This is a genomic window from Kitasatospora sp. NPDC094016, assembly GCF_040304045.1.
GTDB lineage: Bacteria > Actinomycetota > Actinomycetes > Streptomycetales > Streptomycetaceae > Kitasatospora.
Genome location: NZ_JBEOUK010000073.1, coordinates 1 through 22,061, shown reverse-complemented (window position 1 = coordinate 22,061; position 22,061 = coordinate 1). Strand labels below are relative to the sequence as shown.

General features: G+C 72.2%; 18 protein-coding genes, 3 pseudogenes and 1 riboswitch. Of the genes and pseudogenes, 10 read left to right on the top strand and 11 right to left on the bottom strand.

Annotated features, from left to right (window positions below):
- Nucleotides 1–873, bottom strand: a pseudogene (locus ABT015_RS36470) (IS630 family transposase); the annotation flags it as partial.
- Between the two features lie 114 nt (nt 874–987).
- Between ABT015_RS36470 and ABT015_RS36465 the strand changes: the two are divergent.
- The 4 genes from ABT015_RS36465 to cyaB all read left to right on the top strand — a co-directional run bounded on the left by ABT015_RS36465 (nt 988) and on the right by cyaB (nt 3,208).
- Nucleotides 988–1,467: an ATP-binding protein gene (locus ABT015_RS36465; RefSeq protein ID WP_350887194.1), complete on the top strand. Its 480-nt coding sequence runs from the start codon at nt 988–990 to the stop codon at nt 1,465–1,467.
- Between the two features lie 79 nt (nt 1,468–1,546).
- Nucleotides 1,547–1,930 carry a hypothetical protein gene (locus tag ABT015_RS36460; protein ID WP_502897496.1) on the top strand — a complete coding sequence of 128 codons (384 nt, stop codon included), beginning with the start codon at nt 1,547–1,549 and terminating at the stop codon, nt 1,928–1,930.
- A gap of 13 nt (nt 1,931–1,943) precedes the next feature.
- Entirely contained in the window at nt 1,944–2,525 is a 582-nt protein-coding gene (locus tag ABT015_RS36455; protein WP_350887191.1) for an HD domain-containing protein, read from the top strand.
- A 113-nt stretch (nt 2,526–2,638) separates the two neighbouring features.
- The gene (gene cyaB / locus ABT015_RS36450) at nt 2,639–3,208 is read left to right on the top strand and encodes a class IV adenylate cyclase (RefSeq protein WP_350887188.1); all 570 of its coding nucleotides are present in this window, start codon (nt 2,639–2,641) and stop codon (nt 3,206–3,208) included.
- Between the two features lie 21 nt (nt 3,209–3,229).
- Here the strand turns inward: cyaB and ABT015_RS36445 are convergent, their stop codons facing one another.
- The 3 genes and pseudogenes from ABT015_RS36445 to ABT015_RS36435 all read right to left on the bottom strand — a co-directional run bounded on the left by ABT015_RS36445 (nt 3,230) and on the right by ABT015_RS36435 (nt 5,377).
- Complete coding sequence (locus tag ABT015_RS36445) at nt 3,230–3,703, bottom strand: hypothetical protein (protein WP_350887202.1); 474 nt, start codon at nt 3,701–3,703, stop codon at nt 3,230–3,232.
- Between the two features lie 105 nt (nt 3,704–3,808).
- Nucleotides 3,809–4,033: pseudogene (locus ABT015_RS36440) on the bottom strand (putative quinol monooxygenase); the annotation flags it as partial.
- A 3-nt stretch (nt 4,034–4,036) separates the two neighbouring features.
- Nucleotides 4,037–5,377, bottom strand: a complete 1,341-nt coding sequence (locus ABT015_RS36435; RefSeq protein ID WP_350887185.1) for an NsdA family TPR-like regulatory protein — start codon at nt 5,375–5,377, stop codon at nt 4,037–4,039.
- A 168-nt stretch (nt 5,378–5,545) separates the two neighbouring features.
- Between ABT015_RS36435 and ABT015_RS36430 the strand changes: the two genes are divergently transcribed.
- On the top strand, nt 5,546–5,956 hold the full coding sequence (locus ABT015_RS36430; protein WP_350887183.1) for an ATP-binding protein: 411 nt from the start codon (nt 5,546–5,548) through the stop codon (nt 5,954–5,956).
- Between the two features lie 107 nt (nt 5,957–6,063).
- Nucleotides 6,064–6,537, top strand: coding sequence for a DIP1984 family protein (locus tag ABT015_RS36425; protein WP_350887180.1), 474 nt, complete (start codon nt 6,064–6,066; stop codon nt 6,535–6,537).
- A 323-nt stretch (nt 6,538–6,860) separates the two neighbouring features.
- Here the strand turns inward: ABT015_RS36425 and meaB are convergent, their stop codons facing one another.
- The 3 genes from meaB to ABT015_RS36410 are packed head-to-tail and all read right to left on the bottom strand — an operon-like array spanning nt 6,861 to nt 11,944.
- Nucleotides 6,861–7,862: a methylmalonyl Co-A mutase-associated GTPase MeaB gene (gene meaB, locus ABT015_RS36420; RefSeq protein WP_350887178.1), complete on the bottom strand. Its 1,002-nt coding sequence runs from the start codon at nt 7,860–7,862 to the stop codon at nt 6,861–6,863.
- 12 nt (nt 7,863–7,874) lie between these two features.
- Entirely contained in the window at nt 7,875–10,079 is a 2,205-nt protein-coding gene (gene scpA / locus ABT015_RS36415) for a methylmalonyl-CoA mutase (protein WP_350887176.1), read from the bottom strand.
- Nucleotides 10,076–11,944, bottom strand: coding sequence for a methylmalonyl-CoA mutase family protein (locus ABT015_RS36410; RefSeq protein WP_350887173.1), 1,869 nt, complete (start codon nt 11,942–11,944; stop codon nt 10,076–10,078). The genes scpA and ABT015_RS36410 overlap by 4 nt, the downstream gene beginning before the upstream one ends.
- Before the next feature lie 302 nt (nt 11,945–12,246).
- On the opposite strand from ABT015_RS36410, the gene ABT015_RS36405 reads away from it, so the two are divergent.
- From ABT015_RS36405 to ABT015_RS36395, 3 genes are all read left to right on the top strand, one after another.
- Nucleotides 12,247–13,317: a C40 family peptidase gene (locus tag ABT015_RS36405; RefSeq protein ID WP_350887170.1), complete on the top strand. Its 1,071-nt coding sequence runs from the start codon at nt 12,247–12,249 to the stop codon at nt 13,315–13,317.
- Between the two features lie 183 nt (nt 13,318–13,500).
- Nucleotides 13,501–14,982 (top strand): APC family permease, encoded by a 1,482-nt coding sequence (locus ABT015_RS36400; RefSeq protein ID WP_350887168.1) that lies wholly within the window; start codon nt 13,501–13,503, stop codon nt 14,980–14,982.
- Nucleotides 14,979–15,998, top strand: coding sequence for an acetamidase/formamidase family protein (locus ABT015_RS36395; RefSeq protein WP_350887166.1), 1,020 nt, complete (start codon nt 14,979–14,981; stop codon nt 15,996–15,998). Before ABT015_RS36400 ends, ABT015_RS36395 begins: the two co-directional genes overlap by 4 nt.
- Nucleotides 15,999–16,036: 38 nt before the next feature.
- Here the strand turns inward: ABT015_RS36395 and ABT015_RS36390 are convergent, their stop codons facing one another.
- The 4 genes from ABT015_RS36390 to ABT015_RS36375 form a co-directional block, all read right to left on the bottom strand.
- Entirely contained in the window at nt 16,037–16,996 is a 960-nt protein-coding gene (locus ABT015_RS36390; RefSeq protein WP_350887164.1) for a M56 family metallopeptidase, read from the bottom strand.
- Nucleotides 16,993–17,361 carry a BlaI/MecI/CopY family transcriptional regulator gene (locus ABT015_RS36385; protein WP_350887200.1) on the bottom strand — a complete coding sequence of 123 codons (369 nt, stop codon included), beginning with the start codon at nt 17,359–17,361 and terminating at the stop codon, nt 16,993–16,995. The genes ABT015_RS36390 and ABT015_RS36385 overlap by 4 nt, the downstream gene beginning before the upstream one ends.
- 146 nt (nt 17,362–17,507) lie before the next feature.
- Nucleotides 17,508–20,258, bottom strand: coding sequence for an FtsX-like permease family protein (locus ABT015_RS36380; RefSeq protein ID WP_350887162.1), 2,751 nt, complete (start codon nt 20,256–20,258; stop codon nt 17,508–17,510).
- Nucleotides 20,255–21,121, bottom strand: a complete 867-nt coding sequence (locus ABT015_RS36375; RefSeq protein WP_502897494.1) for an ABC transporter ATP-binding protein — start codon at nt 21,119–21,121, stop codon at nt 20,255–20,257. Before ABT015_RS36375 ends, ABT015_RS36380 begins: the two co-directional genes overlap by 4 nt.
- A gap of 167 nt (nt 21,122–21,288) precedes the next feature.
- Nucleotides 21,289–21,466, top strand: a riboswitch (M-box (ykoK) riboswitch).
- 356 nt (nt 21,467–21,822) lie between these two features.
- Between ABT015_RS36375 and ABT015_RS36370 the strand changes: the two are divergent.
- Nucleotides 21,823–22,061: pseudogene (locus ABT015_RS36370) on the top strand (manganese transporter); the annotation flags it as partial.

Below are 22,061 nucleotides of genomic sequence, written 5' to 3'. Positions count from 1 at the left end.
GGAGTTGGAAGACGGTCAGCCAGTGCTCGTTGGCGGCGATGAACTGCTTCATCGGTGGCATCAGGTGGGCGGAAAGGTTGTCCCAGACCAGTACGATTGGGCCGCCGAGTTGGACGCGCGCCCGCAGGATCAGGTCCCGGTAGTCCTTCCACGTGAAGCCCTTGGGCTCGCCCTTGCGTCCTCGATGGACACGGAACCCGTAGATCAGCCGGGAGCGTTCGCCCTGCTTGTAGCAGCTCATCCCGGCCATCGACACCCTGCCGGATCCTCTGCCCCGAACCCGGACTACGGGCGTTTGGCCCACGCGGCCCCAGGTTCTGGCGCGCGGCGGTCACAGCGTCTGCCCGGCCTCGTCTTCGAAGACGAGCCAGGCTCCGCGAGCCGCCGCGGCGCTTTTACCCTTGGCCACACCTCCTTCTTCCACAACTCGATTGCCACGTCGTCGCGTTCGATCGCTCGACGGGCCGGCTGCTGCCAGGACCAACCGTGCCGCTTGAGCAGGGCCCAGGTCCCCTCGACGGTGTAGCTGACGTGGAACATCCGCCCGATGAGCGTCTTGATCCGGGCCAGCGTCCACCGCTGATCCTCCCACCCGTGCGCGAGCGGGCCGCGCTCCAATTCACGCTCCAGTCGTGCTACTTGCGTATCGCTCAGCTTCGACCTTCCCGGCGAGCCCTTCGACTGGACACCGGCCTCGCCGCGTTCTCGCCACTGCCGGCGCCAGCGTTCCACCGACCGCTCGGACACCCGCAGCGCGGCGGCGATCTCCCTGTTCTTCTCCCCGCCCTCGAAGCGGACGACTGCCTCCAGTCGAATCCGCTCCCGCGCGGCCCTCTCGGCGTCGGTCAAGCCGCCGCCCTGCGCATACCTCACAGCCCACAGCTACCGGACCCGTACCCACGCCGTCAGGCAAACGGCCCGACTTCACTCAATCAAGTTCAGTATCGGCTCGGCATCCTTGTTTCCCGGTTCGGGTGGAGGGTGTTCGTGGTGGTCAGCTCACTGAGGAGTTCTCGCTTTCCGGTTCCGCTGGAGTGGGGTGTGCCGCCAGGGGTGGAGACGGTGTCGGGGGCGCGGCGGTTGGTCGTGGAGATCGTGCGGGAATGGGGGGTTCCACTCTCGGAAGGCGCGCTTCAGGACGTGGAGTTGTGCGCGAGCGAGGTAATTGCCAATGCGCTCGTGCATACCAAGGAGCGTTGCGCCGTGACCGTTCGGTGGTGCGCCGGGTGCTTGCGGGTTGAGGTTGCAGACGGGTGTTCGGGGCTGCCCCGGCGGGAACGCGGCGACGAATCGACGGGCGGGCGTGGCCTCTTGCTCGTCGAGGCGCTGGCGCACGCCTGGGGCTGGTACCCGGCGGGGGTGGGCAAGGTGGTCTGGTTCGAGTACCTGGAAGCCGCCGAAGCGCCGTGCCCCACGCATGGGTGGGGCACGGCGCTGGACCTCCACGCTCTGCGAGAGGTGGCGTAGTGGCAACCTTCGCGCGATTGGTGTGGTGGGCGCTCTTCTCGGCCGCCGTGGTGGCAGGGTTCGCGGCTGGTTGTGATCGTTGGGGAGAGTTGTTGAAGAAGGCCTCGCCGATGAGGCGGGTGCGCTGGCGAACCTCAACTACTGGGCGTACTGGATCGGCGAGGCCCCGTACCTCGAACTCTCCGATGACTTCATCGCCGCCCGGTCGCCGGGCCCGTGGCCCGGCGACAAGCTCCTCGCGCACCTCGTTGAGGGGCTCGGCCCGCAGTGCGGGTACGCCGAGTTGAACATCCACAGTGTGTGGTCACTGCTTCAGATCCGGCCGGATCTGTTGCGCTCCGGAACTGCGGCCCGTTCCCTGCGCGAACGGCTCCCGGTGTTGTTGGATGGTTCGGAGCTGTCGCGGCGCGGGCGACGCGAACTCGACGGCATCCGCTACGCGATCCGCCTTGCCGAGGCGTGAGAGGAGCCAGACAGTGACAGACGACCTGACGCCGGTGGCCAGGTTCCTGTTCGAAGCCGGGACGCTCAAGCAGACCAAGCGCACGGGCTGGTGGATGGCCGGCGTCCGCGATCCCGAGTCGGTCGCCGAACACTCCTGGCGAACCGCGTTGATCGCTTCGATCATTGCCAAGCTCGAAGGCGCGGACCCGGCGCAGGCCGCCTTCCTCGCGGTCTGGCACGACTCCCAGGAGACGCGCACCGGGGACGTCAACCATCTGGGGAAGAAGTACGCGCCCGGCGCCGATCCGGCGGCGGTGACGGCCGACCAGGTCGGCGGCATGCCGGAGATTCTCGCCTCGACCATCCGGGATCTCGTCGCGGAGTACGAAGCGAAGGACTCTCCGGAGGCGGTCTGTGCGCGGGATGCCGACAAGCTGGAGTGCCTGATCCAGGGCGTCGAGTACAAGGCGCAGGGCTACGCGAACGCTCAGCGCTGGATCGACAACAGCCGTGGCCGTCTCACCACGAAGACCGCCAACGCACTCGCCGACGCCGTCCTGGCAACCGACTCCCTCGACTGGCTCCGTGCTGCCCTCGGCGAGAAGTCGAGCTGACGCGGGTCGTGGATCGCGCCTTGAAGGCGGCACCTCGCAGGTGTCGGTTTCAAGGTGGCAGTTCGATGTGATGGTGGACGGCGCTGAGCCCGTGATCTGACGGAGGGGCGAGGATGGCGATCGAAGCGGAGCTCAAGGCGGTCGTGCACGACCCGGAGGGCGTGCGCGAGCAACTGGAGGCCCGGCATGGCGCCGGCCGCGCCGAGGTCTACCGCGACACGTACTACGAAGCGCCGGACGGCAGCCTGATGGGCGCGGATCGCGAGTTGCGGATCCGTACCGTGCACGGCCCGGACGGCACGCGCACGGTGCTCACGTACAAGGGGGCCCGGGTGGACGAGGCGTCCGGGTCGAAGCCGGAGTCCGAGACGAAGGTCGAGGACGCCGATGCCGCGCACGAGATCATGCGGGGCCTGGGCTTCACCCCTCGCATCGCGTTCGAGAAGCGGTGCCGCAACTACGGCTTCCAGCGCGACGGGAGGCACCTGCTCGCCACGCTCGTTCGCGTTCCCGAGTTGGACGACGCCACGTTCATCGAGGTCGAGACGACGGCCGCCACGGCGGCCGACCTCGCGCCGGCCCTCGCCCTGGTGCGTGCGGTGCTGGCCGAACTCGGCATCGAAGACGCCGACTTGACCACCGAGCTGTACACCGACGCAGTCGCGGCGGCGCGACCGGCCTGACTGATGGGCATCATTCCGCATTCACCGGCGCGCTCCCTGGGGCCACAGCACCTCAACCGGCACACCGCGCTGCCGGGCGTAGGCGACCACGTCCGCCGCCCCGCCGTAGCCGCGGGCCGGCAGGCCGTCCCAGACGGCGAGGAGCTTGTCGACCTGGGCTACCAGGACCTCGCTCCCCGCCATGTGGGCGGCTTCGTCGGACTCCACCCGGCCTGTCCGGTGAACGGCATTGGCGCTGCTCAACAGCCGGTCGTAGACGGGGTGGTGCCAGTCCGGCAGCCCGGCCCGGTACTGATCCGCCGGAATGACGGCCTCCAGCCGAGCCCCCCGTTCGAGCGCGATCTCCGCCAGCCACGCGTCCGGCCCGTCCGCGATGCAGGACACGACCGTGAGCCCAGTCGGGTCCTCTCCCGCGAGAGCGTCTTCGAGTAGCCGTCGAACCTGCTTCTCCACCCCGGCCGCCAGCCCCCGGTGCCCCGTGATTCCGATTCGCAGACCGCTCCGGTCGGCCTTCACGGTGTACGCGCCCTTGCCGGATGTCTCATCCAGGAACGTCACCTCGAACGATTCGAGGTGCTGCGCGCGTTCGGCCAGGAACCGGCGGACGTGAGGTTGCCGTTCGTGCTCCTCGAAGGCTGCACGGTCCGCGTACAACTCATAGAAGACCCGGACGTGTGGCTCGCCCGGCACGGTGTGAATGGCGTAGAGGAGCGTGCCGGGTTCCTTTGCGCGGATCTCTTCGAGGGCCGCAGCTGTCAGCTGGTCGAAGGCGCGGGCTGCTGTGGCATCGCGGGTGATGAAGCGTACGACCAGACCGAATCCCATGGGTCACGAGGCCTTCTGGCCGGCGACCTCGCGGGTGCGCTGGTGGAGCTGGCGGACCGTACGGCTGGTGGCTCGTGCCGGGAGGCTCTTGCCCAGAGCCTGGAAGTGCTCGTCGCCACGGACGGAGCTGATCGTGACGTAGTCGTCCAGGAACGTGTTCCAGGTGGCGCAGGCGGCCTCGACGTGCCCGAGTTCCATCTGGCGGCGGGCCAGCAGGCCGTTGCCGTGTACGCGGCCCTGTTTTTCGTTGGCGGGGCGGGCTCGGTTGGAGAGTTGAAGTTCCTTGATCGCCCCTGGGAGGTCGCCGAGTTCGTACAGCACGTGCGAGACGTGGAAGTGATAGGCGGCCTGGTCGTAGCCACCGACGGAGTCGTTGCGGCCCTCAGCCTGGGTCAGCGCGGTTTCGGTCTCGGCAAGGCGCGCGAATGCCTGCCGCTTGTCCTTCACCATGGCGGCGCCGTGCGCCTGTTGGCCGGCGAGGAAGGCTCGCAGTCGCGGGCCGGAGGCCGGAGCCGCTTCGGCGGCCGAGTCGGCGAGTTCCAGCGCCTTCGGGCCGTATCCGATATTGGATGCCTGGAGCGCCATGCCCCGTAGGGTGCGGCAGTACGTCACGTGGTCCTGGGCCTCGCGTGCGAGCTTGAGGGCCTGGACGTAGTACTTCTGGCCGAGACCGTGGGCAGTCTCGTACATCGCCATCCAGCCGGTGAGGTACGTGAGATCGGCGGCGGCTGACAGCAGCCCGGCCTTCACTTCCGTGGTGCCGGATGCCTGGAGCCAGGGTCCGACCGAGTTGACCAGGAAGGCCGCCGCCATCGGGCGGGCGTGGGCGGCGCCGAGCTCGTCGAGGATGTCGGCGATCCGGTCCGTCATTCTCCGAACGGTCTCGACCTCGCCTTGGCCGACCCGCACGGTACGGCCCGCCGAGGCATGGTTCATCCGGTCAGCGGTGTCGTCGAAGACCGGCAGCGTCAGAGCGAGCGAGTAGAGCCCGGAGGCGAGTACACCACGGCGCGAGGGGTCCATGTCGGCTTTGCCGATCGACATCAGATCGGACAGGACCCCCTGGCCGCCCGCCTGCTCGGCACCGCGCCCGAAGCCCGTCTCCTCGGGTGTCACCGGTCGTCGGAGTCGACGTGAGAACGTCTCGCGGACAACCTCCTGTACGTCTGTCCGGGGTTGAGTGCCCGAGAGCCAGTGCGAGATCGCCGACGTGTCGTAGGTCAGCTGGTGCCCCGCCTCGCCTCCGACGCGATTCACGGCTCGGGCGAGCTGGCCGTTGCCCCACCCCGCCTGCTGCATGAGTGTCGCGAGAGCGGTGTTGGGTGTGCGCGGTCGGTGGGTCATCGCGATCCCGTCCTCTGTTCAACCGGTTCAACGCCTGGACCAGCTTCGCCCGTTCTCCCTTCCTCTGTACCCGCGTTGACTTGATGTCAGCCATTCGGGCGGTGGGTGCAGACCCGAACCATCTGACATGGCTGCCGAATTGTCGATATGTGACCGAATGGATTCCCAGTGATCGTCAGTCCGCTCAACACCGCTCGATTTCCGGTTCCGCTGGAGTGGGGTGCGCCGCTCTCGGTTGATGCGCTCGGGGAGGTGGAGCTGTACGCCAGCGAGGTGATCGCCAATGCGCTCGTGCACACCAAGGAGCGCTGTGTCGTTACCGTCCGGTGGTGTGCCGGGCGGGTGCGGGTGGAGGTCGCCGATCGGTGCCCGGAACTCCCGAAGCGCGAGCTCGACGTCGGCTCGACCAGAGGGCGTGGCCTCCTGCTCGTGGAGGCGCTGGCGCACGCCTCGGGGTGGCACCCGGCGGGGGTGGGCAAGGTGGTCTGGTTCGAGTACCTGGAAGCCGCCGAAGTGCCGTGCCCCACGCATGGGTGGGGCACGGCGCTGGACCTTCACGCGCTGCGAGAGGTGGCGTAGTGGCGCCCGCCCGGTCATTCCGGCGGGCCCCACCCCGGGGACCGCGCCGTCAGGCACCGACGTGCATACTTGCCGGACGATCAGTGGGACGTAGAGGTGATGACGCGGTGAAACTGGCTGAAGCGCTCGCGCTGCGCGCGGCTGCGGTGCGGCGGGTGGAGCAGCTGCGGGCGCGCGTCGTCGGCAGTGCCCGGTACCAGGAGGGCGAGGAACCGGCCGAGAGCGCGGCGGAGGTCCTGGCCCAGGCCGGGGAGGTGCTGGACGAGCTGGAGCGGCTGATCCGCCAGATCAACCGGACCAACTCCACCGCGCTCATCGAGGGCGGCGGCACGCTGACCGACGCCCTCGCCCGCCGGGACGTCCTGCGGCTGCGTCACTCGGTGATCACCGCGGCCGCCGACGCCGCCTCCGGGCGCGACCAGCACGGAGCCGTACGGCAGTTGCGGTCCGAACTCAGGATCCTCTCGGCCCTGCCGGTCGCCGAGCTCCGCGCCCAGGCGGACGCCTTGGCGAAGGAGATCCGCGAGGTGGACACCCTGATCCAGCGCACCAACTGGGAGATCGACCTGATCGAGGACTGACCCCGCAAGCCGGGTGTGGGAAGCAGGTAGTCGCCACGGAGGCGTGCACACACCGCGGGCCGGCGGTTCATCCGGCCCTTGGCGCGTGAAGAGCAACGCAGGGGTTCGATTCCTCACCGAACAACGCAGCTCAGCATCGCGTACAGGTGACAGAGCACACCGCACAGCTCATCACCACGTGCAGATCCGGACGACGAGGGCGGGAACGGGGCGCCCCACACCCGGTGCGAGGGCCGTGCACACCAGCACGGCCCTCGCACCTACTTCACCCCGGAGCCACTCGGGAAGCGCCGTCAGGAGGCGCCATCAGGGGGCGCCTCCCGTCAGTGCGCGCCGAAGAAGCCGAAGAAGCTCTCAAGAATCTGCTGCGCGGCCAGCCCCGCCGGCATGGTGCCGGCGCGGACCTGGGCCTCCAAGTCGAGCGACAGCCGCCGCACTTCGGGGTGGTCGTGCAGTCGCGCGTAGAGCTGGTCGTGGACCATGGCCCACGTCCACTCGACCTGCTGGTCGCGCCGCTTCGCGGCCAGCGCGCCGGTGGCGTCCAGTACCTTGCGGTGCTGCTGCAGCCGCTCCCACAGCACGTCGAGTCCGGCGCCGTCCCGGCCGCTGCAGGTCAGCACCGGCGGTGTCCACGCCGCGTCGGGGGCCTGCAACAGACGGAGGGCGCCGGCGAGTTCGCGGGCGGCGGCGCGGGCGTCGGGTTCGTGCGGGCCGTCGGCCTTGTTGACGGCGATGACGTCGGCCAGCTCCAGGACGCCCTTCTTGATGCCCTGCAACTGGTCGCCGGTGCGGGCGAGGCTGAGCAGCAGGAAGGTGTCGACCATCCCGGCGACGGCGGTCTCGGACTGGCCGACTCCCACCGTCTCGATCAGGACCACGTCGTAGCCGGCGGCCTCCATGACCACCATGGACTCCCTGGTGGCCTTGGCGACGCCGCCCAGCGTCCCGGAGGTGGGCGAGGGGCGGACGAAGGCGTGCGGGTCGACGGCGAGGCGTTCCATCCGGGTCTTGTCGCCGAGGATGGAGCCGCCGGTGCGGCTGGACGTGGGGTCGACGGCGAGCACCGCGACCCGGTGGCCGAGCCCCGTGAGCATGGTGCCGAAGGAGTCGATGAAGGTCGACTTGCCGACACCGGGTACGCCGGTGATGCCCACCCGGACCGCGCCGCCCGCGTGCGGCAGCAGCCGTTGGAGCAGTTGCTGCGCGAGCGCGCGGTGGTCGGTCCGGGTGGACTCGACGAGGGTGACGGCGCGCGCGATCCAGGCGCGCGAGCCGTCGAGGACACCCGTCACATAGCTGTCGAGGTCGATCGTCCGCGGAGGCATGCGATCAAAATCTCACAGCTCGTGGCCGAGATCGGCCGCCAGTGAGGTGAGCAGGTCGTAGGCGGCGTCCGGGATGACGGTGCCCGGCGGGAAGACCGCCGCCGCCCCCGCCTCGTACAGCGCGTCGAAGTCCTGCGGGGGGATCACCCCGCCGACGACGATGGTGATGTCCTCCCGGCCGGCCTCGGCGAGCGCGGTGCGCAGCGCGGGGACCAGGGTGAGGTGCCCGGCGGCGAGCGAGGAGACGCCGACGATGTGCACGTCCGCCTCGACGGCCTGGCGGGCGACCTCGTCGGGGGTCTGGAAGAGCGGGCCGACGTCCACGGTGAAGCCGAGGTCGGCGAAGGCGGTGGCGATCACCTTCTGGCCGCGGTCGTGGCCGTCCTGGCCCATCTTGGCGACCAGGATGCGCGGGCGCCGGCCTTCGGCCCGCTCGAACCGCTCGACCAGGTCGCGGGTGCGCTGGAGGGAGGCCGAGGGGCCCGCTTCGTCTCGGTACACACCGGAGATGGTACGGATCTGGCCGCTGTGCCGGCCGTACACCTTCTCCAGGGCGTCCGAGATCTCGCCGACGGTGGCCTTCGCCCGGGCCGCGTCGACGGCCAGGTGCAGCAGGTTGCCGTCGAGCGAGCCGCCGCGCTGCGGGCCGGCCTCGGCGGCCCGGGTGAGCGCGTTCAGCGCGTCCTGGCAGGCCGTCTCGTCGCGTTCCTCCCGGAGCCGGCGCAGCTTTTCGAGCTGGCGGGCGCGCACCGAGGAGTTGTCGACCTTGAGCACGTCGATCTGCTCGTCGCTGTCCACCCGGTACTTGTTGACGCCGATGACCGGCTGGCGGCCGGAGTCGATCCGGGCCTGGGTGCGGGCGGCGGCCTCCTCGACGCGCATCTTCGGGATGCCCGCGTCGATGGCCTTGGCCATGCCGCCGGCGGCCTCGACCTCCTGGATGTGCTGCCAGGCGCGGCGCGCCAGGTCGTGGGTGAGCTTCTCGACGTAGGCGGAGCCGCCCCACGGGTCGATGACCCGGCAGGTGCCGGACTCCTGCTGGAGCAGCAGCTGGGTGTTGCGGGCGATCCGGGCGGAGAAGTCGGTGGGCAGGGCCAGCGCCTCGTCGAGCGCGTTGGTGTGCAGCGACTGGGTGTGGCCCTGGGTGGCGGCCATCGCCTCCACGCAGGTGCGGGTCACGTTGTTGAACACGTCCTGGGCGGTGAGCGACCAGCCGGAGGTCTGCGAATGGGTGCGCAGCGACAGCGACTTGGCGTTCTTCGGGTCGAACTGCTTGACCAGCTTGGCCCACAGCAGCCGGGCCGCGCGCAGCTTGGCGACCTCCATGAAGAAGTTCATGCCGATCGCCCAGAAGAACGACAGCCGCGGCGCGAAGGCGTCGACGTCCAGGCCCACGTCCAGGCCCGCGCGCAGGTACTCCACCCCGTCGGCCAGGGTGTAGGCCAGCTCCAGGTCGGCGGTGGCCCCGGCCTCCTGGATGTGGTAGCCGGAGATGGAGATGGAGTTGTACCGGGGCATCTTCTGCGAGGTGTACGCGAAGATGTCCGAGATGATCCGCATCGACGGCTGCGGCGGGTAGATGTAGGTGTTGCGGACCATGAACTCCTTGAGGATGTCGTTCTGGATGGTCCCCGCCAGCTTCTCGGGTGCCACCCCCTGCTCCTCGGCGGCCACGATGTACAGGGCCAGGACGGGCAGGACGGCGCCGTTCATGGTCATCGACACCGACATCCTGTCCAGCGGGATGCCGTCGAAGAGTTGGCGCATGTCGTAGATCGAGTCGATCGCCACGCCCGCCATGCCGACGTCGCCGGTGACGCGCGGGTGGTCGCTGTCGTAGCCGCGGTGGGTCGGCAGGTCGAAGGCGACCGAGAGGCCCTTCTGGCCGGCCGCCAGGTTGCGGCGGTAGAAGGCGTTGGACTCCTCGGCGGTGGAGAAGCCCGCGTACTGGCGGACGGTCCACGGCTGGTTGACGTACATGGTCGGGTACGGCCCGCGCAGGTACGGGGCGATGCCCGGGTAGGTCTCCAGGAAGTCCAGGCCGGCCAGGTCCGCGGTGGTGTACAGCGGCTTGACGCCGATGCCCTCGGGGGTGTCCCAGACCAGTTCGTCGACGTCCTTGCCGGTGGACTGCCGCCAGGCGGCCCGCCACTGGCCGTCGGTGACGTCCCCGGAGGGATCCCCGTTCAGCCCGATTCCGGTGAAGTCGGGGATCATCGTGCCACTCCGATCTGGTCGAGCAGGGAGGTGAGGACGGCGATGGCGTCCCCGCCCGCGTGGATGAACTCGTCTACTCCTGCCGGGGTTTCGCCGAGTCGACCGGCCAGCAGCACCCGTCGGGCTCCGGCCGCCTTCAGCGCGCCGGCGACGGCCTCGGCGTGCTCGCCGTACTGCGCGTCGCTGGAGCACAGGCAGGCGGCGGTGGCGCCGGAGGCGGTGAAGGCCTCGGCGAAGGCGGCCGGGTCGACGGACTCCAGCGAGGTCGTCGCGATGCCGCCGGCCTGGAACAGGTTGGCGGCGAAGGTGGTGCGCGCGGTGTGCGCGGAGGCGGTGCCGATCGAGGCCAGGAACAGCTTCGGCCGCTCGCCGGTGGCCGCGAGCTGCGCGTCCGAGCGGTCGCGCAGCGCCTCGTACGCCTCGGCGCGGCGCACCTGCGGCAGCCCGCCGCCCGGTGCGGCCGGGGCCGGTTCGCGGACCAGCGGCTTTTCGTCCAGGTGCGGGAACTCGCTGACGCCGGTGACGGGTTCGCGCCGCTTGGCGAGCTTGACGGAGCGCTCCGCCCAGGTCGCGGCGATCCGCTCGCGGACCGTCCCGCCGGTGAGCGCCGCCTGCTGGCCGCCGGCCCGCTCGATCTCCTGGAACCAGGCCCAGGCGGCCGCCGCCAGCTCCTCGCTCAGCTGCTCGACGTACCAGGAGCCGCCGGCCGGGTCGATCACCCGGGCGAGGTGGGACTCCTCCAGCAGGATCGACTGGGTGTTGCGGGCGATCCGGCGGGCGAAGGCGTCCGGCAGGCCGAGGGCGCTGTCGAAGGGCAGCACGGTGACGGCGTCGGCGCCGCCCACGCCGGCGGCGAGGCAGGCGACGGTGGTGCGCAGCATGTTCACCCACGGGTCGCGGGCGGTCATCATCACCCGGGAGGTGACGGCGTGCTGGCGCTGCGCCGAGGCCGTCGCGGAGGCTCCCGACACCTCGGCGACGCGGGACCACAGGCGGCGCGCGGCACGGAACTTGGCGATGGTGAGGAACTGGTCGGCGTCGGCCGCGTAGCGGAACTCCAGCTGGCCGAGCGCGGCGTCCACGGACAGCCCGGCGGCGGTCAGCGCCCGCAGGTAGGCGACGCCGGTGGCGAGCGAGCAGCCCAGCTCCTGGGCGGGCGAGGCGCCGGCCTCGTGGTAGGGCAGGGCGTCCACGGTCAGCGCCCGGACATCGGGGTACTCGGCGGCGCAGCGGGCGGCCAGCGCGGTGGCCTCGGCGAGCAGCGCGGTGGTGCGCCCGGTCTCGCCGGTGCGGGCCTGGAGGCCCAGCGGGTCGGCGCCGAGGTTGCCGGCGGCGGCGCCGGGGGAGACCTCGCGCTCCTCGTACAGGGCGAACAACTGCTCGGCGGCGGCGGTGAATTCGGGCCCGGCGTCGAGTGCCACGGCGGCCAGGTCGAGGTACACGCCGGTCAGCGTCTCGGGCAGGGCCGTGACGGGCAGGCCCGCGCCGCCGAGCTCCAGCCAGAGCGAGCCGACGCCGTTCTCCAGGTCGGCCAGGACCGCCTCGTTGGTGCGCCGGCGGTCCGGGTCGGCGTGCCGCTGGCGGACGTCCCAGCCGGCGACGACGGCGCCCTGCGGCCGGCCGCCGCGGACGAACGGGGGGAACCCGGGGTAGCCGGCTTCGGCCGGGGCGTCCTCGGCGGTGTACAGCGGGCGGGCGCGCAGCCCGTCCGGGAGTTCGGTGGTGAGCGCCCGCTCGGCTGCGGCGCCGTCCGCGGGGTGCGCGCCGGACTTGCGCAGCACGCCCTCGACGAGCTGCTGCCACTGCTCGCGGTGTGCGGCCGGGAATTCGGCGGCGAGGGGGAGCCCTTCGGGCAGGACGTTCATGACCGCAGGTTAGCGCTCGTTCGCAGGCCCGCAGGAGGGGCGGTCCGTGTGACCTTTCCCTCGATTCGGCACGTTCTCAGCACTCCGGGCGGCGAGGAGTGCCGCGGACGGTGGCACCCGAGGTCAACGCCGGTGCCGGGGGCCACGATCGATCGCCCGGAACAGTCCGGAACAGGGGGATTGCGGAACCCCTCCACTCATCTATTAAGTTACTTCGAAGAAGGTGGGTGGGGACCGAACCCCCGTAGGTCCTCGCCCGCCTTCGCCGTCCCCTGCCGTCCCCCGAAGGAGAGCCCCCCGCCATGGGAAAGCGTCGCAAGCCCAGCCCCCCGAGCCGGGCCCGCATGGCGGTCCTCACCACGGCCATGGCCGGCGGCGCCGTCCTCGCCTCCGGCACCGCCCACGCCGAGCCCACCCCCAACCTGGCCTCCGTCAAGGAGCAGGTGGACAAGCTCAACGAGGAGGCGGAGCAGGCCGTCGAGCAGTTCAACGGCTTCCAGGAGAAGCAGCAGAAGCTCCAGGGCGACGCCGGCAGGATCCAGGAGAAGGTCGCCCGCGGGCAGGAGGCGATGAACGAGCTGCGCTCCCAGCTCGGCGCCGTGGCCGCCGACCAGTACCGCACCAACGGCATCGACCCGTCCTTCCAGCTGATGCTCGACTCCGACCCGGCCGCCTACCTGGAGCGCGCCTCGGTGCAGAACCACCTCGCCGACTCCCAGATATCCCTGCTCAAGCAGGCCCAGAACGAGCAGCGCAAGCTCGACCAGGACCGCGCCGAGGCCACCGCCACCCTGGCCCAGCTCGACTCCGTCGGCACCGAGCTGGGGGAGAAGAAGAAGCAGATCCAGGCCAAGCTCGCCCAGGCGCAGGGCATGCTCAACAAGCTGAGCGCCGAGGACCGCGCCAAGATCAACGCCCAGCAGAACGCCGAGAAGGCCAAGGCCGAGGCCCAGGCGGCGGCCGCCGCCGACCGGGCCTCCCGCTCCTCGGAGCGCCAGAACATGAACACCCCGGCGCCGCCCGCCAACGGTCGCGCCGCCGCCATCCTCCAGTTCGCCTACGCCCAGCTCGGCAAGCCCTACGGCTGGGGCGCGACCGGCCCCAACAGCTTCGACTGCTCCGGCCTCACCGGCGGCGCCTACCGCTCGGCCAACGTCAAGCTGCCCCGGATGTCCCAGGACCAGTGGAACAGCGGCGCCCGCGTGCAGCGCGCCGACCTCCAGCCCGGCGACCTGGTCTTCTTCTACCCCGACATCCACCACGTGGGCATCTACATCGGCGACGGCAAGATGATCCACGCCCCGCGCACCGGCAAGAACGTCGAGGTCCTCCCGATCAGCGCCATGCCGTACGTGGGCGCCGTCCGGCCGTAGGAAGTCCGGCACGGGCACCGGCAGTCCGACAGCCCGCTCCCGCCTCGGCGGGGGCGGGCCTTCGCGTTCTCCGGCTCCGCCCGGTTTTCCTCGTGTGGCGGAACGCAGAAACAGGACCATCGGGGAAGTACTTGCCCCTACAGTCTCCCCACACCCCCAGGGTCGTCACGGAGAGGGAGCACCATGGCCGACACGCCCGCGCCCCGGAGCATCGAGAGCTACGGCTACCAACAGGAACTCCGCCGGTCCCTGACCTTCACCGACCTGCTCGTCTACGGGCTGGTCTTCATGGTGCCGATCGCACCGTTCGGCATCTTCGGCGGTGTGTTCCAGGGCTCCGGCGGCATGGTCGCGCTGGCCTACGTCCTGGGCATGGTCGCGATGATGTTCACCGCCCTGTCCTACGCCCAGATGTCGCGGGCCTTCCCGATGGCCGGCTCGGTGTACACGTACGCCGGGCGGGGCATCGCGGCGCCGGTCGGCTTCCTGTCCGGCTGGATGATCCTGCTCGACTACGTGCTGGTGCCGGGGCTGCTGTACCTGGTCGCCGGTGTCGCCATGAACTCGCTGGTCCCGTCCGTCCCGGTGTGGCTCTGGCTGGTCGGCTTCGTGCTGCTCAACACCGTGGTCAACTACCTGGGCATCGAGACCACCTCCAGGGTCAACAAGGCGATGCTGGTCGGCGAACTCGTCGTGCTGGCGCTGTTCGTGGTGGCCGGGGTGATCGCGCTCGCCTCCGGCAGGGGCCGGGGCTTCGACCTCACCCCGCTCTACAACGCGCACACCTTCTCGTGGAGCCTGGTCTTCGGCGCGGTCTCGATCGCGGTGCTCAGCTTCCTCGGCTTCGACGGGATCTCCACCCTCTCGGAGGAGAACCGGGACTCCACCAAGGCCATCGGCCGGTCGATGGTCGCCGCGCTGCTGCTCGCGGGCACGCTGTTCATCGTGCAGACGTGGGTGGCCGCGCTGCTGGTGCCGGACCCGGGCGCCCTGATCCGGGACGGCGATCCGAACGGCACCGCCTTCTACGACGCGGCCCGCACCGCCGCCGGCGGCTGGCTCGCCACGCTGACCGCCGCCTCCACCGCCGTCGCCTGGGGCTTCGCCAACTCCCTGGTCGCCCAGGCCGCCACCTCGCGGCTGCTGTACGCGATGGCCCGGGACCGCCAGCTGCCCGCCTTCCTGGCCCGGATCCACCCCGCACGCCGGGTGCCGGTCAACGCCACCCTGCTGACCGCCGCGATCTCGCTGCTGCTCGGCCTCTACATGGCCTCGCGCGACGACGGCATCACCCTGCTGAGCACCCTGGTCAACTTCGGCGCGCTGACCACCTTCCTGGTCCTGCACGTCGCCGTCGTCGTCCACTACCTGATCCGCCGACGCAGCAAGGACTACTGGCGCCACCTGATCGCGCCGGTCCTGGGCTTCGCGATCCTCGCCTACGTGGTCGTGAACGCCGACATAGCGGCCCAGCGGCTCGGCTTCGTCTGGCTGGCCGTCGGCGCGGTCGTGCTGGCCGGGCTGGTGGCCACCGGCCGCACGCCCCGCCTGGCCGTCACCGACGCTGAATCCGTCACCGACGCTGAATCCGCCACCGAGCCCGACCCCGCCGCCGGGCCCGATCCCGCCACCGACGCGCCCACCACCCGCGAGGAGAACCCGTGAGCCTGCCCGAAACCGTCCAGCTGGCCCCCGCCCCGGCCGACTACGCCTACACCTTCGGCGGGCGCGAACCGCTCGTCACCGTGCAGCCCGGCACCATCGTCGAACTGACCACCGAGGACTGCTTCGGCGGCAAGGTGCGCGGCACCGGCGACCTGCCCAGCCAGGTGTGCGTCTTCCCCTACCTCAACCCGGTCACCGGGCCGATCGCGGTGGCGGGCGCGGAGCCCGGCGACGTCCTCGCGGTGCACTTCGTGGAGATCACCCCGGCCCGGGAGTACGGCGTCTCCAGCACCTTCCCGCACTTCGGCGCGCTGACCGCGACCCACAGCACGGCGATGCTGCACCCGCCGCTGGAGGAGCGGGTCTGGGTCTACGACCTGGACCTCAAGGCGGGCGTCTGCCGATTCCGGGCCCGGAACAGCGATTTCACGGTGGACCTCCCGCTCGACCCGATGCACGGCACCGTCGGGGTCGCCCCGGCGGCCGGCGAGGTGCTGGCCTCGATCACGCCGGGCGCGCACGGCGGCAACCTGGACACCCCCGAGATGCGGGCCGGCACCACCGCCTACTTCGGGGTCAACGTCCCGGGCGGGCTGCTCGCCATCGGCGACGGCCACGCCCGCCAGGGGGAGGGGGAGGTGTGCGGGACGGCGGTGGAGGCGTCCATGCGCACCACCGTGATCGTCGACCTGGTCAAGGGCGGCGGACCGGCCTGGCCGCGGCTGGAGGACGACCGCTTCCTGATCAGCACCGGCTCGGCCCGCCCGCTGGAGGACGCGTTCCGGATCAGTCAGCACGACCTGGTCGGCTGGACCGGGCACCTGCTCGGCCTGGACCAGCTCGACGCCTACCAACTGGTCAGCCAGGCCGGGCTGGCACCGGCCGCCAACGTCTGCGACACCAACTACACGATGGTCGCCAAGCTGCCGAAGAGCCTGCTCGGGCGGGTCCGCGCCTACGACGGCCTGCACGACCGCCTGCGCGAGACCGCCGAGGCGTACCTGCGGCACCGGTAGGGCTGGTCCGGCATCGTGACCGGGGGGTGACGGACGCCCTACGGGTGCGGCGCGCAGGCCAGCAGGTACGGCAGCAGCGGAAGCGCCGACACCACCGTCCAGGAGGCCAGTCGGCGCCTTCGCCGGCCGTGCCCCGGGCGGGCCAGTCGGCGGACCCGGGCCAGCACCCCGGTGGCGGCCACCGCCAGCGCCCCGCCCGACGCGGGGCCCGGCGGGCCGCCCGGCGCGATGCCGTACGCCGTGCCCGGCACGGTGCCGTGCGCGGCGCCCGCCGGGGCCCCGGACGTCGCCAGGGCGCAGAGCGCGGAGGCCAGTTCGCTGCGCGACACCCGCGCCAGCGCGGCGTCGTCGGCCGCCATCTCCAGCAGCAGCCCCACCTCCGCCCGCCCGCGCCGGGCCAGCGGCAGCGGGCCGAACAGCAGGGCGAAGGTGTCCGCCGGCAGCCGGAACAGGTGGTGGCGGCCGCGGATGTGTCCGTGCTCGTGCGCCACCGCCGCGGCCAACTGCCGTTCGTCCAGCAGCCGCAGCGCCCCGCGCGACAGGACCACCCGGGAGCTTCGGCCGGGCAGGCAGTAGACGGTCGGGTGGGCGTGCTCCAGGATCAGGGCGCCCCAGCGCCCGTCCCGGACGGCGACCAGGTCCAGCATCGCCCGGTGCCGCCGGCGCGCCCGCCCGGCCCGGAGGCCGACGGCCGCCACCACGGTGGCGATCGCGGCCCCGGCGGCGGCCAGCAGCCACCAGCCGTGGGTGTGCGGGGCCACGGGACCGGGCGGCTCCTGGTGCGGGAACAGCCCGACCAGCCCGGCCGGCTCGTGGGCGAACGGCTCCACCGCGTGGTGCGCCGCCAGCAGCAGCGCGACCAGGAAGGAGGCCATCAGGGCCAGCCAGAGCGCGGCGCCCGCCGCCGGGCGCGCCTGCAACCGGGCCGAGCCGGCCAGCCGGCGCGGCAGCAGGACCCCGGTCACGGCCAGGTGGAGGCCGAGCAGCGCGAGGGTCACTCGCCGTCCCGGGCCTTCACCTGCTCCAGCGCCGCCAGCAGCGCGGACGCCTCGTCGCTGCTCATCCCGTCGACGAAGTGCAGCAACGCACCCGCCCGGTCCGGCGTGGTCTCCAGCGCCTGGCGCATCAGCCGCGCGGTGTACGCCTCCCGGGTGCAGGTCGGCTCGTACGCCCAGGCCCGGCCCACCTTGTCCCGGCGCAGCCAGCCCTTGGTGTGCAGGATGTCGGCCACCGTGGTGACGGTGGTGTACGCGACCGGCCGCCGCCGCTGGAGGTCGTCCACCACCTCGCGTACGGTGGCGGGCCGGCCCCAGGACCACAGCCGGTCCATGATCTCGGCCTCCAGGTCGCCGAACCCGCGCAGCACCGCCGTTCTCTCCCTCGCCGACCGCCGGCGCCCTTCGCCCGCTGGAACCCGCCCATGGTACGGCGCTCTCGCGCGGGGGTCGCCCGTGCACGCCGAAGCCCGCCCCCCCGTTTCGGAGGGCGGGCACCGGTGTGCGCCAGGGGTCAGGACAGCCGCCGCCCGATCGGGATGCGGGAGCGGGTCAGCAGGGCGGCGAGCAGCCCCGCCAGCACCGGGAGCACCAGGACGACCAGCAGCAGCTGGCCCCAGGGGGCGGTGATCAGGGCCGGGTGGCCGCCGAACCCGCTCGCCCGGGACTTCAGCAGGCCCACCGCGGGGACGAAGCCGTTGACCGCCCCGAGCAGCGCCCCGAGCAGGGCGATCATCGCGCACTGCAGTCCCGCCATGGTGCGGCGGATCCGCGGCGGTGCGCCGACGGCGGCCAGGGTGGCCTGGTCCTGGCGGGAGTCGGCGGCAGCCAGGCCGGTGGCGATGCCGGCGGCGCCGAGGACGACCAGTGCGGCGAAGCCGCTGAGGGCCAGGGTGAGGGCGTCGCCGCGGGGCTGGAAGCCGCGCTCGACCTCCAGCTGGGCGGCCCGGTCGAGCCGGACGACGGCGGCCTCGGCGCGCTGCTGGGCCTTGCGGTCGGGCGGGGTGGCGGGCACCCAGATCGAGCCGGTGGGCTTCGCGGTGAGCCCGGGCAGCAGCTTGGGCAGCGCCGAGGGCAGGATCAGGCCCTGGGCGAAGCGGGCGGCGGTCGGGTTCTCGACCAGGACGGCGTCGGCCGGGATCTCCTGGAGGTCGGGCTTGGGGATCTCGCCGGGCTGGAGCGGCGCGCCGGAGCTGCCGCGCAGCTGGAGCACCGCCCGGCCGTCGCCGGCGAGGAACGCGCGGTCGAAGACCAGGACCTTCCCGGCGGCCAGGGCCTGTTCGGCGGCCGGGTCGTGGATGCCGAACTGGGTGCGGAGCATGGCGGCGTCCCCGGAGGCCAGGTGCGGCGGGCCGGACGCGGTGCGCGGGTTCACGGTGCCCTTGAGCTGGACGGTGCTGGAGCAGTTCGTGCAGAACTGGTACACCGCTTCGCCGAGGTCGGCGCGCGGCCCCAGGTCGGTCAGCTGCTTGCCCACCTCGGCGCGCAGGCCGTCGAGTTGCGGCCCGTCGACGGTGGAGAGGAGCTGCACGGCGCCGTACGGGGCCTGCGGCCGGTAGTCGCGGCGGTTCTCGGCGTCCGTGCTGGTGCTGTAGACGCCGATGGCGACGGCCCCGGCCACGGCGGCCATCACGGCGGCGACGGCCGGCGCGGTGCGCGAGCGGTGCCGGGCGGAGTCGCGCAGGGCGAGTCGGGGGCCGAGCGGCAGCCGCTTGGCGAGCCGGCCGAGCAGGGCGACGAGTGCGGGGGTGCAGGCGAGCAGGCCGAGTTCGGCGATGACGGAGCCGCCGAGCACGGTCAGCGTGCGGGTGTCGTAGGTGCTGACGACGGGGACGCCGCCGCGTTGCACCGCGCTCGCGCCGTACAGGGCCAGGGCGGCGCCGGCGGCGAGCAGCAGCACACCGAGCACGGTGACCCAGCGGTTCGGGGCCTGGACGGTGTCCCGGTCGGTGAGTCCGGCGGTGACGCTGCGGCGGGCGGCCTGCCGGGCGGGCAGCGCGGCCGCGAGGAGCGCCGTCAGCAGGCCGATCCCGCCGATCGCGAGCAGGTCCAGTGGCGGCAGGGCGAAGTGCCCGAAGCGGGCGCCGCCGGCCCGTTCGATCCACGGGCGCAGCCCGGCGACGAGACCGCCGCCGAGGACCACGCCGACCACGGCCCCGGCCGCGCCGAGGACGACGGCGCCACCGAGCACCACCGCGCCGACGTGGGTCCGCCGGCCGCCGGCGGCGCCGAGCAGCGCGAGCTGGCGGCGGGAGCGGCGGGCGCCGACCGCGAAGGCGGGCCCGGCGAGCAGGGCGACCTCCAGCAGGCCCATGCCGGTGACGGTGGCCACCACGACCTTGGTGTTGTCGTCGGCGGAGGGGCCGAAGGAGTGGTAGGCGTCCCGGTAGTAGGGGACGGCGGCGCGCGGCGGCGGGGCGAGCGCGACCGAGCGGGCGGTGAGGGTGTAGCCGTGGGCGTTGAACTCCTGGACCTTGGCCCAGTCGAGGGTGGCCCCGGCGGGGAGCCGGACCAGCCAGGCGCCGTGTTCGGGCTCCGGCGCTGCCGCGGCCGGGCCGCCGGGAGGCGTGGCGGCGGCGAGCTGGCTCAGCAACGCGCCCGGCTGGGCGACGAGTTCGACCCGGTGGAGGTCGTCCGGGTGCTCGACGACGCCGGTGATGGTGAAGGTGGTCCGCTCCAGGCCCGGGAAGGTGGTGGTGCCGCCGACGGCAAGCCCGGCGTTGTCGAGGAAGGCCCGGGTGGCGGCCAGTTCGCGCGGGCCGCCCGGGGCGTGGCCGTCGACCAGGTCGAGGCGGCCGTGCCAGAGCGGGTCGGTGAGGTCGGCCTCGGTGGTGAGGGCGCGGACGAGGCCTTCGGGGGAGGTCGCGCCGGTCTCCGGGCCCTGCCGGGCGGAGGTGAGCACGCTGCCCGGCGGCAGCAGTCCGGTGACCAGGGTGACCGGGTCGGTGCCGGCGCCCTTCTGCTGCTCGGCCGTGGGCGGCTGCCCGGGGCGGGGCTGGGCCGCGAAGACACCGTCCTCGGCGACCGGGGCCTGCTCGACGGTCCGGCCGGGGGCGAGTGAGGTGACCAGGGCGTCCGCCCCGCCCAGCACCCGTTCGACCCGTTCGGCCGGGGTGAGCTGCCCGCTGCGGTGGACGACGTCGGCGCCGGTGACGCCGAGGACGGGCAGCGCGATCATGGCGACGATCAGGGCGCTGCGGCCCTTGGCGCGCAGCGCGTCGCGGCGGGCGATGCGCAGGGCGACCTTCCAGGCGCCGAGTCTCATCGGGCCACCTCGCCGAAGCCGTCGGCCGGGTGGCCGAAGTCGCCGACCGCGTGGGAGGCGCCGGTGGCCGCGTGCGCGGCCCCGTCGGCCGCGTGGCCGTAGCCGTCGGCCGGGGCGCTGAGCGGCTCGGCGGTCAGCCGGCGCTTGCCGGTGCGCCGCCCGTGGCTCTCGGAGGCGACCGCGCCGTCCTTCAGGTGGACCACCCGGTCCGCCCAACTGGCGTGCGAGGCCTCGTGGGTGACCATCATCGCGGCGGCCCCGGCGTCGCATCGGGCGCGCAGCACGGCGAGCACGGCCTCGCCGGTGGCGGAGTCGAGGGCGCCGGTCGGTTCGTCGGCGAGGACGAGGCGGCGCTCGCCGATCAGCGCGCGGGCGATGGCGACGCGCTGCTGCTGGCCGCCGGACATGTCGTCGGGGAAGCGGTCGGCGAGTTCCCCGATGCCGAGTTCCTCCAGGGCGGCGAGCGCCTCGCGGCGGGCGGTGCGTCCGGAGACCCCGTCGAGTTCGCGGGGCAGCGAGATGTTCTCGGCGGCGGTGAGGGCGGGGATCAGGTTGTAGTCCTGGAAGACGTACCCGATGGAGCGCCGCCGAAGGTCGGCGAGCCGGCCGCGGCTGAGGCCGCCGAGGGCCACGCCCTCGACCAGGATTTCGCCGTCGCTGGGCGCGTCGAGCCCGCCGGCCAGGGTCAGCAGGGTGGACTTCCCGGAGCCGGACGGGCCCATGACGGCGACGAACTCGCCGGGGTGGACGGCCAGTTCGACGCCGCGCAGGGCGTGTACCTCGGCGGCTCCCCGCCCGTGCACCCGGGTGACGTTGGCCAGGTGCAGGACGGGTGCGGATCGGGTCGGATCGCTGTGGGACACACTTCCCCCTCGTGAGCTGTTGAGCTGCATATGTCGGTGAACTATATATGCCGGATGGGGGTGCACGTCGAGGGGTGGGTTTGGTCAAGCTTCTACAAAGCTGTCGAAGTTCGGTCGAAACGCCGCTATCCGGGTGAAGGGGAGGGTCTATGCTTGACGAGGTTTGAAAGGCACCTCGTTCGGTGAGGCGTCTTCACGGACACAGGCCACTGACCCGACGACGTCGAGAGACGCCCAGGTTCAGGACAGGTCTTCCCGAGTTAAGGGTTGACCCCAAGTGGCTTCCGGCCCGACCGGGCTGGACACGCCGTGGAGTGCCAAAGCTCTGACGAGTTGGGGTGTGCCGGTCCCGTGGGCCGGTCCGCTCCTTGCCGTGTCGCGATGCGGTGCACAGACGTGCGCCCCCGGCCGGGAGGAGGCGAGAGACATGGACTGCGATAGTCCGGGCCATAGTCGCCCCTACCCCCGCATGCTCTCGATCACCTCCGGCACGCGGTAACAACCTTCCCTGCGCGCGTTCACCTGACGCTGCGTCATGCGCTCGACCGCGCCCCGACGCACGACGTCTGACGCCTCGTCATGCCCTCACGGCCGCCGCCGCTCAGCGCCGCCGTGCGGTCCGGCGGCATGCGCTCGCAGGGAGGATCGCTGCTGCGTGCCCCCTGTCGCCCCCTCAAGGAAGGGGGCAAGGAGGCCCTGCCATGACCAACGTGATGCTGGACCCGAAGGTCCCCACCACCACCCGCACCGCCGTGCTCGACGACGCCCACGTCGGCGACATCAAGGGTGCGCTCGGCACCATCCGGCTCGACGACACCACCCCGCGCCACGGCCTGTCCGCGCGGCTCAAGACCCTGCTCGCGATCGTGGGCCCCGGCCTGATCGTGATGGTCGGCGACAACGACGCGGGCGCCTTCTCGACGTACGGACAGGCGGGGCA

Coding starts and splice junctions, on each gene's coding strand:
- cyaB (WP_350887188.1), top strand. CDS start 2,639: ATGGCGATCGAAGCGGAGCTCAAGGCGGTCGTGCACGACCCGGAGGGC.
- ABT015_RS36435 (WP_350887185.1), bottom strand. CDS start 5,377: ATGACCCACCGACCGCGCACACCCAACACCGCTCTCGCGACACTCATG.
- meaB (WP_350887178.1), bottom strand. CDS start 7,862: ATGCCTCCGCGGACGATCGACCTCGACAGCTATGTGACGGGTGTCCTC.
- scpA (WP_350887176.1), bottom strand. CDS start 10,079: ATGATCCCCGACTTCACCGGAATCGGGCTGAACGGGGATCCCTCCGGG.
- ABT015_RS36410 (WP_350887173.1), bottom strand. CDS start 11,944: ATGAACGTCCTGCCCGAAGGGCTCCCCCTCGCCGCCGAATTCCCGGCC.
- ABT015_RS36405 (WP_350887170.1), top strand. CDS start 12,247: ATGGGAAAGCGTCGCAAGCCCAGCCCCCCGAGCCGGGCCCGCATGGCG.
- ABT015_RS36400 (WP_350887168.1), top strand. CDS start 13,501: ATGGCCGACACGCCCGCGCCCCGGAGCATCGAGAGCTACGGCTACCAA.
- ABT015_RS36380 (WP_350887162.1), bottom strand. CDS start 20,258: ATGAGACTCGGCGCCTGGAAGGTCGCCCTGCGCATCGCCCGCCGCGAC.